This is a genomic window from Spirochaetota bacterium (assembly GCA_026414805.1).
In the GTDB taxonomy this organism is placed as follows: Bacteria; Spirochaetota; UBA4802; order UBA4802; family UB4802; genus UBA4802.
In genome coordinates this window covers 1-17,584 of the sequence record JAOAIH010000044.1, presented here as the reverse complement: position 1 = coordinate 17,584, position 17,584 = coordinate 1, and the positions used below count along the sequence as shown (strand labels likewise).

Below are 17,584 nucleotides of genomic sequence, written 5' to 3'. Positions count from 1 at the left end.
CTATGCCTTATAGAATGCAGGGTCATAACCTTCCTTGCCGTTGTACTTTTCACTCTGCTGCTTCATATACCCTAAATATGCCATTTCATTAACTTCCAATCCACAGGCTTTCAGGGTTTTCACTACATCATCAAAGTCAGGTGGACATCCTTTGACCTCAACAGGTTCTTTTATGTTGGGGTTGTTTTTATTAGCTTTAATGATGCAATTGCCAAGCAATATTGTTTTGTCATAGCCAGCGCGTGCCTGCATCTTTTTGCCATTGAGTATCTCAACCTTTGGAAGTGGCTGCCCTTTAAATGCAGACAATACCAGGATATTGCACATATTGGCTATTGGTGAGCAACCTGAGCAAAGCGTATCATCATATTTAGGTAATGCAACGCCCGTTACACCCATTTTGGCAAATATTCCTGGGCCGGTATTATCTTCAGTCCACGCCCAGTCCCATTTAAGTGGCTGGATATGGTCTTCTAATTTTTCGCCTTTGATTTCATAATCAGTCAGCGATAAGGATTTGTTATGACGGTTGGCAAATGTTACAAAATGTGCAATGTCAGTTGGATCATAGCCAATTACTTTTGCTCCAACCATATCCGCAGCCAGGCTATCGGTGGAAGCAATAATGATGTCTTTTTTGAAAGCATTGCCAAAATGCAGTGCACCTTTTTCAAGTGCATAAATTCCATCAATTATGGTAAGCTTTGGCTTTACATAATCAGTAACAAAAGGAAAGCAGTATTCCAAGTTAAGCTTTGGATGATGGCACAGTTTTTTTGATGCCAATTTGAGGCAACCTTTTAAGTTTTTTATACCTAATGAAATTTTTGTTTGCCCATGTGTTTTAAGGACAGGGAAATTAATAAAAAAATCACAGTCTAATGCTTCTTCGGCTATCATAAGATGTGTTGTGTCATCTATGGCACATTTTTTGGCTTTAGATTGGTTAAAGTCAACAAGCTTTACGTTATACTTCTTTGCTAATTCAGTATAGCCCAAACCTGCAAATGCTGCCATAGTGCCAACACCTTTTTTTACTTCAACAGACCCTTCACCAATAGTAATATCATTACATCCATACTCCTTAAGGAGTATAACCAGGTCTTCTACAAGCCGGGTAGTTGTAAAAACGCCGTATGGTGCCGGCGGAAAGAGGTCATCCCAGGCAACTAAATTGGGTTTTATTAACACCTTGTGATTTGGTTTTAATTCAGCAAAGCCATTACAAAGAGCTATCGCCTCTTTTAATGAATCTGGACTTTTTGTATATTTTACAAGTGATACTGTTTGCATAATAGACCTCCGGGCACAGTTTTGGGGTACTATAAAATATATGTATAATTAGGCAATAATTTTTTATGTATATTCTAATTTAACATGATCAATTATTTCCCTTTTAAAATCTTTACCCAACAAATAATTGACACGGGAAATTTTATTGTGTATGTAAGTAGAACATTTAGACAATTACTATATACGGAGGTGGTTAATGAAATCGTATACCGAGTATTTAACATTTAACACGCGCACAAAACGGGATTATATAAATATTACAGATAAGGTTGAGGAGATAGTTAAAAAAAGCGGTATCAAAGAGGGATTATGCCTTGTTAATGCCATGCACATAACGGCATCCGTACATATTAATGATGATGAGAAGGGTCTGATACATGATATAGATGATTTTTTGGAGCAGCTTGCTCCTCATGAGCCCATATCACGGTATAGGCATAATCGTACCGGTGAAGACAACGGTGATGCCCATATAAAAAGAAGTATCATGGGTAGAGAAGTGGTAGTTGCTGTTACTAATGGCAAGCTAGATTTTGGTCCATGGGAACAGATATTTTATGCTGAGTTTGATGGACAGCGCCCTAAGCGTGTTCTTGTAAAGGTCATAGGTGAATAATGGAACTGATTGATGTTCATTGCCATCTGGAAAGCGAGCACTTTGCGGGGAAATTGCACAGTATTATAGAAAAAGCAAAAAGTGTAGGGGTAATAGCACTTATTACATGTGCGATAGTTCCTGATGAGTGGGAACTATCGCAAAAAATAAGTACGCAGCATAAGGAAGTCTACTTTGCATTAGGTGTACATCCATGGTACATTAGTGAAAATTTTTTTAATGAGTTGTACAAGCTTACACAGGTGAGTGATACTAAGTATTGTGCTATTGGCGAAATAGGGCTGGATGCAAAGACCAACATTGACATGCAATTGCAGAAAAAATTCTTTGAGGATCAAGTGGCAATTGCAAATGAATTGGGAAAGCCAATAATTGTACATTGCAGGGGAGCTTTTAATGAGCTCATTGCATCTTTAAAGCGTGTGGGTACTCTTACAGCTGGTGGGGTTATTCATTCATATTCTGGTAATCTGGAAATAACAAAACAATTAATTCCATTTGGATTTTATTTTTCATTTGGGGGAGCTGTTACTTTCCGAAATAGTAAAAAGAAATTAGAGGTGCTAAAATTTATATATCCTGATTATGTTTTGCTAGAAACTGATAGCCCAGACATACCACCTGTAGAAAAAAGCGGGCACATCAATGTACCCGAAAATATTATTTATGTTGTTACAGCAGTAAGTGAGCTTATAGAAAAACCACAAGAGGAAATAGCACGAATAACAACCAGTAATGCAAAAAAGTTGTTTAATTTGAAAATATAAAAAGTATTCTTTTGTCACAATTGAAAACAACCATAATTCAGTAAACTAACTAATAGCAATTAAGGAAAGGTTGCTGAGTTTTGCCGAGGCAATCATCATTCTTGATAGAAAAATATTCGTTGACAAATTATATCAAACGATTAATTCTTTGAAACAAATAAACAAATACTTTGGAGGGACTATGGACTTTGAAACTACTACCTGCATTTCCTTAAACCATCTTTCTTTACTTAATGATTATTCTAAACGATTAGGTGTGCCATTGAGGACTATCATTGCATATATGATTATGTATGCAGCAAAGAAGGAAAAGAGAAAGTATGAAGCATTTAAAAGAATAGCATATCGCAAACGCGACCTTAAAAATCCATGGCGTAGAGTACATCTGGTTTTATATCAGTCTGAGTATGAGTTTTTCCTTGATGTGAAGAAATTGTGGAAGATGTCACTTGCTAATATCATTGCATTTTGCGTGGATAATGTACTAGAAGAATTTTTTTTGTATTTCCAAAAACGATTAAAAGAAATAAATACCGATAACTATCCTAATAATTTACCCAGTTATTATGAAAATAGGTCATATACTTTTGATTTTTATAGAGAAAAAGGCATACATTGCCTAAAATTCTACTGGGGACCACCACCAGAATTGATTGAAGTTAAATCATAAAATCAATAAAAGTATTTTTTAAGTTTCACACTATGGATTATAATCATTGCAATATATTTGCATGTATGCTACTATTGGTATATCCTAGTATGAAATGTTATAAATACAATGAGCATGATTCAAAATACTGATAAACGTTTTTCACGAACTGAACTTTTAATTGGCAAAGCTAATTTGCAAAAGCTTATTAGTTGCAAAGTGCTTATAGCTGGTCTAGGGGGAGTTGGCTCATATGCATTTGAGGCAATTGTTAGGGCTGGGATTGGTACAGTTCATATTATTGACTTTGATGTTATTGAAATTTCAAATTGTAACCGACAGCTCCTTGCAATGGACAGTACATTGGGTATGCCTAAAGTAGATGTTGCAGTAAATAGAGCAAAAGACATCAATCCAGGGATTGTTGTTTTCCCCCACAGAGTACGTTTAACTCCCGATAATATAACTGCTGTAATAGAACACACTGTTGATTTTGTAATCGATGCTATTGATGATGTTGCTGCAAAGACATCGTTAATTGAGTACCTGTATACACATAAAATTCCATTTGTCAGCTGTATGGGGGCTGCGCGAGCATTTAATCCTGAAAGTATCAGGATAAGCGATATTAGTAAAAGCCAGTACTGCCCGCTAGCCCGAGTTGTTAGAAGACGACTAAAAGAAAAAGGAATAACTCACGGCGTACCATGTGTGTATTTTCACGAAGAACGGAATCGTACTATGGGAGTTTCTGGTAATGATACTGTTCCCGGCAGTTTATCCTTTATGCCCGGGATTATGGGGCTAGCTGCAGCTGGTTGTGCTATTAAATATTTGCTACAAAAAGATTAAATTTTAAGGAGCTATCGCCTACAAATAAAATTATTATAATATTAATGATTGGCTGTTACACCTAATGAAGATAGCAATACCACCACCTCATAAGCTGATAAATCAGTATACAGCACAGGTATGTCCTCTTCATCTGCGCGTTTGATAAATTCATCACGGGGCCTTATACCACCAGCAACAACGATTGCACTGAAATCCTTAAGCGATGCAACTGCCACTGCATTGGGATGAGTTAAAATGGTAATCCAGATATTGCCTTTTTTTCCATTAGCGTTAACATCAGACAGCATGTCACCAACATAGCCACCGGTAATGAGCTTTGAACAATCGGCTTTAGAGGTGAGCAATTCAAAATTTGTTTTTTGTTGAATTTCGTTTACAGTGATGTCCATAATCAAATCTCCATAGTGATAGCTTGATGTTATGTCTATAGTTATTTTTGTGCCCACACCTGGTTTGGAGCAGATTCGCATGACATTGGCATTTCGCTTGATATTTGATAAACCCATACCTGCGCCAAATCCAAGCCTGCGTATTTCATCTGTTGCTGTTGAAAAGCCTTCCTGTACAGCTAGTTTGATGTTTTCTATCCCTTTGCCTTTATCCTTTATTACCAGGTGAATTGAGTTTGGCCTGCAATAGGCAAAAAAATATCCAACCTTAGTATATGAAACCACATTTATTTCTGCTTCATATAAAACGATAGCAACACGCTGAATAATGTGAGGGGGATAATCCCTTGTGCGCAATTCCCGCTTTAATGAAGTGGAAATCCTCCCTGCATTGTCAAAATCACCACCACGTAAGGTGTAGGAAAATATATGATGAGCACATTGAGTATACTGCATACAATAGTTTAGTCAACTTTTTCAATTGATGCTTTAATGCCTGCTCCATATAATCTACCGCAGGTTTCAAACATTATGCATTTTGTTCTGAGTAAAGGTATATTTTTACGCTTTGCTAGTTCTACTGTATCCATTTGAGGCACCTTGCCCCGTACAAAGATCACGCCTATAAGGTCAAGGACCTCAACGGTACGTATTACCTGAGGATTGGTAAGGCCTGTAATAAACAGTGCCCTTTCTTTAGCATATGCTAGCACATCACTTAACAGATCTGATGCAAATGCTGTTTCAACTTCAATACTTCCCAGCATTTCTTCGCCAACTATCACATCGGCATTTAGCAATTCCTTGATTTCAGATAGTTTCATATCCTCTTTACATTTTCCTCTTTAAGATGTTGAATCTATAACACAATTTACACTTTTTTTATACAATTATAAATATCGCATTTTAGTCAAGTAATAAATATCAATGGTTCAACATGCCATTAAAATACACTGTAGCTGCAGTGATAATTGCTTTTTCAATATCCATGGATTCATTATTTATAGCCCACTGGAAAACCAATTCTTTTATTGACCCAACAATACACATTGATGTAAAAAGAGGGTCAAGCGTAGAAATAACCCTTCCTTTTTCCTGGGCTTTTTTAATATATTCTGCTGACATCATAATTATTTTATTATAAAAATCATTGAGTTTGCGTAATAGTATTGTATCAAGTCCAATGGCTTCTTTCAACATAATGCGGGCAAACATTCTAAACCTTTTATCATTAATAAGTTTTTGTGCGATAGTTATATATAATGAGCTTATTTCATTCAAAGGTTTGTCCATTGATATATCAAGCATTTGTAACACTCTGTACAATTCTTCAAGGTGAGTATCAACTATCATATGCAAAAGGTCATCTTTACCGCTAAAATGAAGGTAAAAGGTTCCTTTTGCTATGCCAGCTTTTTTTATAACATCTTCAAGTTTTGTATCATGGTACCCTTTTCTTGAAAAAAGTTCAAGTGCCACAAGCATTATCTCATGCTGGCGTTTTAAACCATCTTTGCGTTTTTTGGTTATTTTCATTTTTACTCCTGTTTACAGTAAAAGAGTATAGTATAAAAAAAATATGAGCATGTAAATTTCAATGATAATTTATTAATTGACTGCCATTATTCCTGATGAATATTTATGGTTAACATGAAATAGTCTTTTTTTTACAGAGTTTACTCAATAATCCTTTTAATACTTGGCATACAATTTGGTTAATTGACACATAGTTAATAGGAATACATAGTGATTTTTTTTAGCTTTTAGGTTATAGATGATTCCTTGGATAATTATACTACTATATGTGAAGAAATATTGTTTACAATTATAGATTTTAAATTATAGTATTACATCTTTATCAGAAATTTTATACCTACAAGGATATTGTTATGAAGTTTACCATATTTGCACCACCTTCGCCAAAGCCGTTATTGTCTCAGGAAAAAATTAAAAAATTATATCCTAAATTCCGCTGGAGTATACTGGAAGCAACATTCATTGGGTATGCAACATTTTACATTGTCCGTAACAACCTTGCTACCGTTGCAAAAGACATGCAGGTTGTATTTGGATATGACCATTCACAGATTGGAAGTATTTTAGCAGTGAGTGCTTTTGCTTACGGTCTGGGAAAATTTTTACTTGGTTCAGTGTCCGACCGAAGCAATGTTCGCACCTTTATGCCGTTTGGTTTGTTGCTCACAGCTTTTTGTAACTTTGCATTTGGTGCAAGCCATAATTATGCTATACATTTCTGGTTATGGGCTCTCAACGGATTTATACAGGGAGCAGGATGGCCACCGTGTGGAAGGGCAATTGGCCACTGGTTCAGTGTTAGTGAACGCGGCACCATTTTCTCTATATGGAATATAGCCCATAATGTTGGTGGTGGCATAGCGGGGGTTTTAGCAGCGTATGCTGCGCATAATTTTGGTGTTGCCAATGCTTTCTTTATTCCAGGAGCTATCGCTATTGTGTGTGCCGTATATCTTATGTGGCGACTTCGTGATACACCGCAATCAGTTGGATTGCCATCTATTGAAGAATACCGTAACGACTATCCGCCTCAATCACCACACCATTATGAAACAGAATTATCTACCAGAGAATTGTTTGTAGAATATATTCTCAAAAACAAACTTCTTTGGGTAGTTGCACTTGCAAACTTTTTTGTCTATATTGCCCGCTACAGTATGCTTGATTGGGGGCCCTCCTTTTTGCGTGAAGTTAAGGGAGCAGATATTAGTGCGGGAGGCTTTGGTGTAATGGTTCTTGAATTTGCAGGTATCCCATCAACGATACTTTTTGGCTGGATTTCGGACAAACTGCAGGGGCGGCGTGGTATGGTGAGTATGCTGTGCATGATTCCCGTAGTACTTGCATTTTATGCTATTGTGGTGTACCCACATACCAGTATGTGGTTTTACTATGCAATGTTTTCGATTATTGGTTTTTTTGTGTATCCACCTGTTATGATGCTTGGTGTAATGGGGTTGGATTTAACCAACAAAAAAGCAGTGGGCACTGCAGCCGGTTTTATTGGCATGTTTGGGTATTTAGGCCGCACTGCTCAGGCAAAGGGTTTTGGATTTATGCTGGAGCATTTTAGAGCAGTGTATGATGTTGCTAAAAGCTGGGACATAGTTCTATACACAATAGTTGGATGTACTGTAGCATCAATTGTGCTGCTAGCATTCACATGGAAGGTCAGGCCACGCGGATAAAATGAGTTTGAAAATTGCGTATCTTTCATCGGGAGGCATTATTACTAACTACACATGCTCTTCACAGTGCAGGCATTGTTTATATGCTTGCTCTCCTCACCGTGATAAAAGCTACATGCAGCATGACACATTACAGAGTATATGTACGGTGTTACTTCAATATGGTTGTAGCAGTATTCACATTGGTGGTGGTGAGCCATTTTTACATATCGATGCGTTGTATAGCGCTGTGGACATTATTAAAAGCTATGGAATAGATATTGAGTACATTGAAACCAATGCGTCGTGGTATAGCCACAATAAACAGCATGTGCTTGAGCAATTGCGCAAACGTGGTGTACATACTCTCCTCATCTCAATAAGTCCCTTTCACAATGAATATGTGCCATTTGCAAAAACAAAGGGGCTCATTGCAGCTTGCCATGACGTTGGGATACATGTGTTTCCGTGGGTAATGGATTTCTATAATGATTTGTCAGTGTTCGATAGCTTGAGCACTCACACGCTAGAGGAGTACGAGTCGTATTTTGGCAAAGGCTACATTGCGCAAATTCCTGCAAGGTACTGGATTCACTTTGGGGGCAGGGCGGTGAAGCTTTTCAAAGGTTACTATCGCACACAGCCTCTTGAGAAAATACTTGCAAGCCCACCATGCCGTGAGCTAACCAATACAAGCCATTTTCATTTTGATCTGTATGGTAATTATATTCCAGGACTGTGCAGTGGGCTATCTATCAGTGCCCTGGATGTTGGGAAAGAAATTGACAGCACTACATATCCACTCATAACAGCGCTATATGATAAAGGGGTAGCAGGGTTATTTGCCATTGCAAAGCAAGAAGGTTTTGTTGCCCACAACAGCTATTGTAACAAATGCGATTTGTGCTTGCATATTCGCACATTTCTTGTTACACACAAAAAGATGATATCACACGAATTGCAGCCAGCTGAGTTTTATGTAAATCTATGATATCGCTACCCATGACAGGTTAGTAAATGTCAGCGATGTTTTGCAAACAGGTATGAAAATAATCAAATGGCATTGCTTTGGGAAGCTATCGTAAAGCTAGCTTTATAAGCCCGTACAAAGCATGTATCCTACAATTGTAGAGGGATTAAAAATGAATCAAATAACAAAAATTTTTATACGGCTCATTGTCCTTGCATCTCCTCTGCTGCTCAATGACCTTTACCTGCCACTTGTACCAAAGGATGCAACAACACTCAATCTTGTGCTTGATGTGATAGTGTACATTGGATGGCAGAGCACACTGTTATATGTTGCGTATTGTGCGGGCTGGTTTTCTTTTAAAAGCCTGGGTATAAACGTAAAACAGTTGCGGCAGTGGCTGTGGGGTATAGTGCTGTTTGTAGTGGTGTTTATTCTGTATACTTTAATAACCATATCATTTATATTTGCAAAGAAAATGTATGGATTAGAAATTGAATCTTTTTGGTATTTTCCTTTACCAGATTGGAAACCAGTGTATATATTTTTGTATGTGATATATCTTTCAATTACTGCTGGCATTTATGAGGAAATAATTTATAGAGGCATTGTAATTCATCAACTTAAAACAATCACATCAAATACCTGGGTGCTGGTATGCACATCAACACTTCTTTTTATTGCCATTCACTGGTCAATGGGACCAGGAACATGGCTTGAAGCAGGTTTATGGGGTGCACTGTGGGCATATCTATTCATTAAAACAAATTCGTTGTTGCCAATAATGATTGCACACTTTTTATATGATGTTGTTTCCATATATGGATTATTTGGGGCGATAGCTCATAGTATTGTCAACCTGTTATCAGCATAAGAACGATGTATTTACACGCAGGTGCACATACTTTGGTGTTGATGCTTATATCAAACCATTGTACAATGCAGTAAAAAAAGCTTGCCATATAGTATAAAAAATATAAAAGTTTGTCATTATCTGTTCCTGAAAATACCTATTGGTAAATATGTGAGAGTGCTTACTGTTAAGGTGATGGGAATATAATTTTTGCATGATATGGTAAGAAATTATGTGTAATAGAACTGATCGTGTTTTTATGTGGTACAATTATTTTATTATAATTCACTATGCTGATGTATATTATCAGAAACACATAGAATAATAATTAATTATTTTATCTGGAGAATGCACTATGAAGAAATCGTACAATATTGCAGTGATACCTGGTGATGGTACCGGCCCTGAGGTAGTTGCTGAAGGCGTAAAGGTGCTGAAAGCAGTTGCTGATGTAGAAAACATTTCACTTAATTTTACCAACTATGATTTTGGTGGTGAGCGATATTTAAAAACAGGCGAAACGTTACCACCTGGTGCTGTTGATGAACTAAAGAAATATGACGCAATTTTTTTAGGAGCCATTGGCCATCCAGATGTTAAACCAGGTATTCTAGAAAAAGGAATTTTGCTGGCTTTGCGCTTTGCACTTGACCAATATATTAATTTACGTCCGGTTAAGCTATACCCAAATGTTGAAACACCACTGAAAGACAAGGGGCCGCAGGATATTGATTACGTGGTAATACGCGAAAACACCGGGGATGTATATACTGGCATAGGTGGTGTTACCATGAAGGGCACACCTCATGAAGAAGCAATGCAGATTATGATATATAATCGATTTCAGGTTGAGCGGTGCTTGCGTTATGCGTTTGAGTTTACCCGAAAGCGCAACAAAAAGAAAACGCTGGCACTTGTGGGCAAAACCAATGTGTTGACATACGTATATGATTTATGGGAGCGTGCATTTCATGAAATTGGAGAACGGGAATATCCTGATATAAAACGCGAGTATTATCACGTGGATGCAACATGTATGTGGATGGTAAAAAATCCTGAATGGTTTGATGTCATTGTGACTGGTAACATGTTTGGTGATATTATTACTGACCTTGGTGCCATAACGCAGGGTGGCATGGGTATTGCTGCTGGTGGAAATATTAATCCTGAAGGTGTTTCAATGTTTGAGCCTATAGGCGGTTCGGCACCAAAATATACCGGCAAAAACGTTATCAACCCACTTGCAGCTATATGTGCTGCACAGATGATGATGGCACATTTAGGTGAAGAAAAAGCAGCAAGCCGCATAGAAAAAGGAGTTATAGAGGTATTACAGAGGGATATGAAATCTCTTGCTGCAGGGAAAATGGGGCTTACCACTACACAGGTTGGGGATAAGGTTGCTGAGTATGCTGTGAAGTGATTTTCAATTGGTGAATAAAAAATGCATACAAAGCGGTGATTGTTAATCATCGCTTTTGTTTTTATAAAAAAAAAACAATTGACTTTTGGCAAATTTTTTATCATTAGCATTTACATCAAAACCACAGTGGAGAAATTACTATGAAAACCAAAATAACGCTTTGTCTTTGCTTTCTTTTTGTTGTAACAGGTGTATTTGCTCAATCAAGTAGCAATACGCAAACAAACTTTTCTATTTCACCACCGCCTTTAGGATATCCAGAATATCCTCAAGAATCATCATTTTCAAACACTATGGATTTTACCGGAGCATATATCAGTGCTGACCAATTCTCAATGGTTGGTATGTTTTTGGGATGGATACCACGATATGGTGGCGATTGGGGCGCAATTGAATGTATGATTGGTATATTTGTGATGAATGGTGAACTTGATACAGGGTATGGTAAAGAGTCTTTGAATTTTACTGGTTTAGACCTTACGCCAGCATTTGAGTTGCCTATTGTTAATGGAGAATCATTCAAGTTTATATTTTTTGGTGGCTACGATTTGATGTTGACTTCTACATCGTTTACCATGCCTGATCCATACAGCAGTGGAACTATGACAGTAACCCTTACTACTGGAATGTACGGTCCTGTGTTAGGGATGCAGATGCACATTGGATTTGCTGACACATTTATCTTTTCGCCATTTCTTATGATGAAATCCATGCAGGGAAGCACCGATATAAGTACAAGCCCTGCATATGTAGGAATGCAAAGCTCATATGATATCCCTCCAACGACGATAATCTCCTATGGTTTTGATATTGTTGAAACTACCTCAGGGGTAGCCTTAAGCGGGCTCATTAACATGGCAGGTGAGACCAACGATACAAAAGGGTATAATTCATATATCTTTGGTGTGAGCATTAAGCTGTAGGAGATATTCCTTCAGGCTACCATTGCGCTACAGTTGATAAACACCCTCTTTAGTGCTGTGGCAAGCAGCTTGGAATAATGAAGTAAATATTCTTGCTATTTTGTTTAAAGATATAACATGATAATATAAAACAAGGGCTGCTTCTATGCAGCCCTTTTATGTGTGCGCCCAAGAGGATTCGAACCTCTGGCCTTCGAATGCGTAGTCCGACGCTCTATCCAACTGAGCTATGGACGCAAGTACAGTGTATATGTAAAATTTAGATATATTGCTCCAACTTTTCAAGATAATTTTCAACTGTTGGAATAGAAAAGTCTTTTTTCTTCCAGATGGAGTAAATATGCACAGTAACTATCGCATAATATACAAGATAATTAACGTACAACAGAATTGTTAATATAAAACGTACAGCTCGCCAGGGCCGTGGTGTTATAAAAATTATAAAAAAAATAGCCAGGGCGATAGCAATGGCAATCATTGCATACAACAGTCCACGCTTTGCATGCCTTTGAACTTCTGCGTCATGTTCAAACGTGTATAAAGGATACAGCCATCCAATAAATGGTATGTACGCAACGGAGAGTAATATTTCACGTTTATGCTCAACACAAAACGTTCTAGCTTGAGTATAGTATTTGATGGTTGTTGCGTACAGGATCTGGCTTAATTTTTTGATTTGTTCCTGGTAAAAAATTAATTTTTCCATTCGGAGAGAGAGGGATTCGAACCCTCGGTACCGTTTCCAGTACAACGGTTTAGCAAACCGTCCCCTTCGGCCTCTCGGGCATCTCTCCGTTTCATGCGGAAGGTGAGGGATTCGAACCCCCGGGGCTTTCACCCAACGGTTTTCAAGACCGCCTCCATAGACCACTCGGACAACCTTCCGATAGCAACACTATTTATGGGGCGGTTGTTGTCAAATAAAAATTTTTACAGCTGATTATTTTTCTATGATGAGGAACTCTACACGCCTGTTCTGTGCTCGTCCTTTTTCAGTTTTGTTGTCGGCAATTGGTTTTGATTCGCCATACCCTACTGTTTCAAAGCGTTCGGCATCAAGCCCTTTTGAAACAAGATACTTCTTAATGGATTCAGCTCTCTTTTCAGATAGCAGTTGGTTAAACGCTGCTTCGCCAATATCGTCTGTATGGCCTTCAATTCTTACTTTAACTTTCTTCTGTTTCAGTATGGCAACGATTTTGTCAAGTTCAGGATATGATGATGGCAGTATTTCAGCACTCCCCAGTTCAAATGTAATCTTGTCAGTTATAAGGAGTACTTCATCAAAATGCAATGAATTAAGTTTTTCCTGTAATGAGCGAATTTCATCTTCGGTTAATTCTTCAGGGTTGTACGGCATTTTGTCTTTATCGATAACAACTTTATTTCTATATGATAGCAGTACTTTCTGATCATCAAATAATGGATTATATACTTCTGTAATTCCCGAAAGGGAATAAACAACCGTGTGCATTGTAGGTTGGGCATTCGGTAATTGTTGTGCTTTTGCCTTATTTTTTGTTAGATATTGTTTCTTTTTGCCTGCCACAGCAGTTTCTTCTTCCTGTGCTTGAATGACTTCAAAGCCTAAATCAGTACCGCGTATGGCAGCAAAAGCAGTGGGTGTCTTTACGTGTAGATCGTGTTCTTTGAATAGTTTTTCAAATTTTCCGTACATTGAACCAGCCTGTATTTGTATACCCAGTTTCTTTACCGTCAACGAATCAATAGACATGTGTGAATTTGGTGCTAGCTGAATGGCTGTGTTGTCGTGAAACCTTATGTCCATTCGTGAATCCTGCTCAGTTTTAATTTCATAACCTCTATAGAGAGTTTGTCCAACAACTGCAACCTTCCATTGTGCATGAGCGTCTTCACGGTAATAAGCATCGCCTATGATAAATGTAATTTTAGGATTGGTTTGCACAAGCACTGGATAGCGGATAAGAATGTAATCTGTTATCAAAAGATATGAAATGAATCCTGTAATTATAACAACTAAAGCAATGATACTGATAATTATTATTTTTTTCATAATGAGGCTCTCTCCAATTTTTTAGTAAAATTCATTTTTTGTGTAGTAATCATACGGATAGATGGTGGTAATGTAAAAGTCAATAAATAAAAAAGTTTTTAACATGCTCATTACTGCTTTTTTATAAAGTTAACAGTATACTTCTAAATGATATTTTGTTCATGCTTTTAGGAATACACTGTATCAAGTACAACAAATAGTTTAAAAACTATGGATTTGTTATTTTAAAGTATGGATTAGTAGGTTAATTCACAATAGAATAGAGTTTTTAAGAAGGAAGTTGAAATTTTGAGAGTTTCAAGAAGTAAAGTAATTAGTAAATATACAAAATTATAATATAATAAAATACTTGACAATTAATTTAATAGTAATATTAAAGTAATAAATTGTTATTTAAACGGAGGGTTGTATGAGGATAGGAACTCTATCTTTGATTCTGGTAGTGTTTGTAACTTTATTGATTGTTTTTAACATTTCAATTTCACCAGCTCAAAATACGATAGTCTTTTTGAGCCCAGAATTCACAAAGTTGGTATGTGAAGCATGGAATAAGAGTGAATTGCCACAAAAATTAGGTACAAAAGAAACAGGTGGCAATGGATGGATACTCACTGAAAACAAGTATACCGGGGAAGTTCGCAACAAGCAGGTGCTGGTAATGTCACGCCGTGATTGTGATGGTATGCCAAAGGTGCAGTTAACTATCGAAAATAAAAATGGTAAAGCTGTATGCACCTATGGCGGAGCGCTCACTGAAGTGTATGAAAAGGCTGAGTGGGCATTTGCACCTACTACAGTACAGTGGTATAAATTTGCTTCAGGTATTTGGGGATATATGCAGATGCCCGGGATTATGAAAGGATTCCGCGGCCCTATGTTTGTGGCACGGGCAAATATTGATAACTTTGGAACATTCTGGAAAATTGTTGGCAGAGTTGCAAAGGAAACCAATGCAGATTATAAAACTAACTGTAATCTGACAAGCGATGATATTGAGGATATAGAAGGCTATATAAAGAATATAAAATAGGGGGATTTCTAAGAATCCATTGTTAACGATGTGCACCTGCAGGCACATACGTAGAAAACTGCTATCTTTATTGTGTGTTGTAAAGAAGAAAGCAGTTTTAAGATGTGCCTGTACGATTGTAACTTAGCGTGGCTGTTTAAAAAAAGTGGTTAGCAAGCAAAATGAGCACACATTGTGATTTCAGATGCCTTTCACTTTCATTGTTGTTTCAAATACCTCATTGCACGCGTTGCCATTTCGAATGTCCGATTGAACACATTGTCATCTCGAAAACTCGATTGCACACGTTGTCATTTCTCATCCCGATGTATCGGGATGAGAAATCTTATTTGCCAGTGGGGAAGATTTCTCGTTGCTTTGCTCCTCGAAATGACAGAATGGCGAATGCGCTCCTCAAAATGATGAAGTGGGAATGCGCTTGTCAAAATGACCAAGTAGAATAAATTCATCAAGATGGTAAAGTTAAATCCTTCTCATTTAAAGAAGTTATTGTTATTTATGAGATTGATGATATGGTGTCATCATTTCTCGTGTGCAGTTGTAGCATTACGTAATTCCTTTGCAAATAGCAATGGGACAATTGTAATTAAAATCAAAATGGCTGAAACCTGAAAAATTTCTGGCGTTGGGATGATGCCCGGTTTGCCATCGATAATCTCTCTGATGCCCCACCTGTCGGCTACTACTGCACCAATAAGTGGGCCTGGTATCATTGTAAATGCAACATAAAATAATGTAAAATATCCTGCAAACTCACCTCTGCGCTCTTCAGGAAATAAATCTTTGCTCCAGGCGCCTGTGGCTGTCATCCATATTGTTTGTGCAATTATCCACATGGTTGCTAAAATCCCGATAGTTATCGGTGCCCGTGCATAAGAAAATGCAATTAATGATAAAGAAATAAGGATAACTGCAAACACCGCAATGGGTTTGCGTCCAATTTTATCGGCAAAAATTCCTGCAGGGATTGATGCCAGTATTCCTCCAACCAGAATTGATACTGCAATCAACACTGAAGAGGTTGCAATATCTATCTTTAAAAAGTGTTTGAGATAGATAAGTAAATACGGAAAAAAGACATTGAAAGCCATTCCCCAGAATCCAATGGCAAGCAGAACATATAAAAGATTTTTATTGTGCCTCAAGGACTGTGTGTTGAGGCTTTCTTTGATTCGTGTAAGCAAAGACTCTTTAACGGGAGCTATCGCCCTTTGTGGTTCAATTGCAGCAATTCCACCAGCAATGCCTGATAAAAGCACCAGTGCACCCGCAATGCCAAAAAACACAAAGTAGCCCCATTTTGCAACAATGGAACCTGACGTACCATACACAAGCAAAAGTGCAAGCCATGTTGCAAGCGATAGTAACCCCTGAGCTTTTCCACGATTGCTGTCGTTGGTGACATCAGTCAGGTAGGCATTGTACACAGCATCGTACGATGTGGAGCCAAAAAATGTCATAAGCGAATCTAGAAATATGACCACCCATGCAGCAAGAAGTACAGGTCTTATCCACTCCGCCATAGGGATAATCCAGATAGAAACGCTCCAGGCCATATATCCATAGAGCAGAAATGGTTTGCGCTTGCCAAGTGAGTCGGAAAACGCTCCCATGACAATTGCAGTCACAGTAGCAGTGATTGCGGAAAGTGCCACCATAATGGAAACATAGCGTGGGTCAGGGATTATGCGGTCATACATGAATGTGTTGAAGAACTGATTTTCGATAGCCCATGCTATCTGTCCTCCCAATCCAAGAAAAAATAAAGAAATGTTAATTCGTGTTTTCATTGTTGTCTCCAAATCCTATCGAAGTGTTAATTTATATCCTGGAGCTACTATTATCAACGCACTTTTTTCCCCCTGAATATGTTTTTATCGATATCAACAAACCAACCCCATTGAATATTAGATTTGTTGTGTAATACCCATACAGGGATTGGCAATGGAATTCTTTTACTCTTTTCTGAGTACCAATCATCACCTTCGTTAAGATTTTGTTCCTCATATTCATCAGTAAAGTATTTTGACCATAAAGAAGGCTGAAATTCTTCAATAAATATACCGTTATCACTAAAAGTTCCGTGGATAATCATTCTTCCTTTTGATCCACTCTCACTTCTAGATTTGTTAAATATTTAAATGTTGTATACATTGGGTTTTTCCTCTTATAAATATTTTAATGGCACTACATCATAAAACACTAAGGTAAAAAATCAATGTAAAAGTACGTATTATGGAAAATAAGTTATTTATTGCCACTATGAGGTATTTATGGTAAAAGGATGCTGTCATTGTATTTTTTACATCAACTGCTTCTAATGCCACAATACGGCAGGTGGGATACTGCAATTGTGATTATCTGGATATTTATTGGGTAAACTCCATATGCAACAAAAATATTTTGCATACGTGTGTTACACGATTGCACCTTCACAATCAATGTGATGAATGTGCATGATCGCAAACGTATTCACTGGATCTGATTGGGGGTGACCTTCTCAATTTGCTGGGCACATGCCTTTGCCCACTGGTCAGCTTCTTGGGCGCTTTCCACCCCAAAGACGCTGAACGTAAAC

The 17,584-nt window shown here is 37.6% G+C and carries 18 protein-coding genes and 3 tRNA genes; 10 read left to right on the top strand and 11 right to left on the bottom strand.

Features of this window, described 5'->3' with window-relative positions; translation table 11 throughout:
• Positions 1-1,293, bottom strand: coding sequence for a DUF362 domain-containing protein (locus N3F66_09875; GenBank protein MCX8124457.1), 1,293 nt, complete (start codon positions 1,291-1,293; stop codon positions 1-3).
• A gap of 196 nt (positions 1,294-1,489) precedes the next feature.
• On the opposite strand from N3F66_09875, the gene N3F66_09870 reads away from it, so the two are divergent.
• The 4 genes from N3F66_09870 (at position 1,490) to N3F66_09855 (ending at position 4,177) form a co-directional block, all read left to right on the top strand.
• Complete coding sequence (locus N3F66_09870; GenBank protein MCX8124456.1) at positions 1,490-1,909, top strand: secondary thiamine-phosphate synthase enzyme YjbQ; 420 nt, start codon at positions 1,490-1,492, stop codon at positions 1,907-1,909.
• Positions 1,909-2,676 (top strand): TatD family hydrolase, encoded by a 768-nt coding sequence (locus N3F66_09865; protein ID MCX8124455.1) that lies wholly within the window; start codon positions 1,909-1,911, stop codon positions 2,674-2,676. The genes N3F66_09870 and N3F66_09865 overlap by 1 nt, the downstream gene beginning before the upstream one ends.
• Positions 2,677-2,857: 181 nt before the next feature.
• A complete protein-coding gene (locus tag N3F66_09860) occupies positions 2,858-3,346 on the top strand; it encodes a hypothetical protein (protein ID MCX8124454.1) in 489 nt (162 codons plus the stop codon).
• Positions 3,347-3,460: 114 nt separating this feature from the next.
• Positions 3,461-4,177 (top strand): tRNA threonylcarbamoyladenosine dehydratase, encoded by a 717-nt coding sequence (locus N3F66_09855; GenBank protein MCX8124453.1) that lies wholly within the window; start codon positions 3,461-3,463, stop codon positions 4,175-4,177.
• A gap of 41 nt (positions 4,178-4,218) precedes the next feature.
• Here the strand turns inward: N3F66_09855 and N3F66_09850 are convergent, their stop codons facing one another.
• The 3 genes from N3F66_09850 to N3F66_09840 form a co-directional block, all read right to left on the bottom strand.
• The gene (locus N3F66_09850; GenBank protein ID MCX8124452.1) at positions 4,219-5,025 is read right to left on the bottom strand and encodes a hypothetical protein; all 807 of its coding nucleotides are present in this window, start codon (positions 5,023-5,025) and stop codon (positions 4,219-4,221) included.
• An 8-nt stretch (positions 5,026-5,033) separates the two neighbouring features.
• Positions 5,034-5,393, bottom strand: a complete 360-nt coding sequence (locus N3F66_09845) for a hypothetical protein (protein ID MCX8124451.1) — start codon at positions 5,391-5,393, stop codon at positions 5,034-5,036.
• 100 nt (positions 5,394-5,493) lie between these two features.
• Positions 5,494-6,105, bottom strand: coding sequence for a TetR/AcrR family transcriptional regulator (locus N3F66_09840; protein ID MCX8124450.1), 612 nt, complete (start codon positions 6,103-6,105; stop codon positions 5,494-5,496).
• 353 nt (positions 6,106-6,458) lie between these two features.
• Between N3F66_09840 and N3F66_09835 the strand changes: the two genes are divergently transcribed.
• From N3F66_09835 to N3F66_09815, 5 genes are all read left to right on the top strand, one after another.
• Complete coding sequence (locus N3F66_09835; GenBank protein ID MCX8124449.1) at positions 6,459-7,793, top strand: MFS transporter; 1,335 nt, start codon at positions 6,459-6,461, stop codon at positions 7,791-7,793.
• 1 nt (position 7,794) lies between these two features.
• Entirely contained in the window at positions 7,795-8,763 is a 969-nt protein-coding gene (locus N3F66_09830; protein MCX8124448.1) for a radical SAM protein, read from the top strand.
• Positions 8,764-8,914: 151 nt separating this feature from the next.
• Positions 8,915-9,616 carry a CPBP family intramembrane metalloprotease gene (locus N3F66_09825; protein MCX8124447.1) on the top strand — a complete coding sequence of 234 codons (702 nt, stop codon included), beginning with the start codon at positions 8,915-8,917 and terminating at the stop codon, positions 9,614-9,616.
• Between the two features lie 334 nt (positions 9,617-9,950).
• Complete coding sequence (locus tag N3F66_09820) at positions 9,951-11,018, top strand: 3-isopropylmalate dehydrogenase (protein MCX8124446.1); 1,068 nt, start codon at positions 9,951-9,953, stop codon at positions 11,016-11,018.
• Between the two features lie 140 nt (positions 11,019-11,158).
• Positions 11,159-11,941 carry a hypothetical protein gene (locus tag N3F66_09815; GenBank protein ID MCX8124445.1) on the top strand — a complete coding sequence of 261 codons (783 nt, stop codon included), beginning with the start codon at positions 11,159-11,161 and terminating at the stop codon, positions 11,939-11,941.
• 163 nt (positions 11,942-12,104) lie between these two features.
• Here the strand turns inward: N3F66_09815 and N3F66_09810 are convergent.
• The 5 genes from N3F66_09810 to N3F66_09790 form a co-directional block, all read right to left on the bottom strand.
• Positions 12,105-12,178, bottom strand: a tRNA-Arg gene (locus N3F66_09810).
• Positions 12,179-12,200: 22 nt separating this feature from the next.
• Positions 12,201-12,647, bottom strand: coding sequence for a hypothetical protein (locus N3F66_09805; protein ID MCX8124444.1), 447 nt, complete (start codon positions 12,645-12,647; stop codon positions 12,201-12,203).
• 1 nt (position 12,648) lies between these two features.
• Positions 12,649-12,735 (bottom strand) — tRNA-Ser (locus tag N3F66_09800).
• Positions 12,736-12,743: 8 nt separating this feature from the next.
• Positions 12,744-12,826: transfer RNA gene (locus N3F66_09795), tRNA-Ser, on the bottom strand.
• Between the two features lie 55 nt (positions 12,827-12,881).
• A complete protein-coding gene (locus N3F66_09790; GenBank protein ID MCX8124443.1) occupies positions 12,882-13,976 on the bottom strand; it encodes an OmpA family protein in 1,095 nt (364 codons plus the stop codon).
• A 409-nt stretch (positions 13,977-14,385) separates the two neighbouring features.
• Here N3F66_09790 and N3F66_09785 point away from each other — a divergent pair, with 409 nt between their 5' ends.
• Entirely contained in the window at positions 14,386-15,006 is a 621-nt protein-coding gene (locus tag N3F66_09785; protein MCX8124442.1) for a hypothetical protein, read from the top strand.
• 521 nt (positions 15,007-15,527) lie between these two features.
• Here the strand turns inward: N3F66_09785 and N3F66_09780 are convergent.
• Together N3F66_09780 and N3F66_09775 are read right to left on the bottom strand one after the other, a co-directional pair.
• On the bottom strand, positions 15,528-16,796 hold the full coding sequence (locus tag N3F66_09780) for an MFS transporter (GenBank protein MCX8124441.1): 1,269 nt from the start codon (positions 16,794-16,796) through the stop codon (positions 15,528-15,530).
• Positions 16,797-16,849: 53 nt separating this feature from the next.
• Entirely contained in the window at positions 16,850-17,101 is a 252-nt protein-coding gene (locus tag N3F66_09775) for a hypothetical protein (protein ID MCX8124440.1), read from the bottom strand.
• Positions 17,102-17,584: the final 483 nt, after the last annotated feature.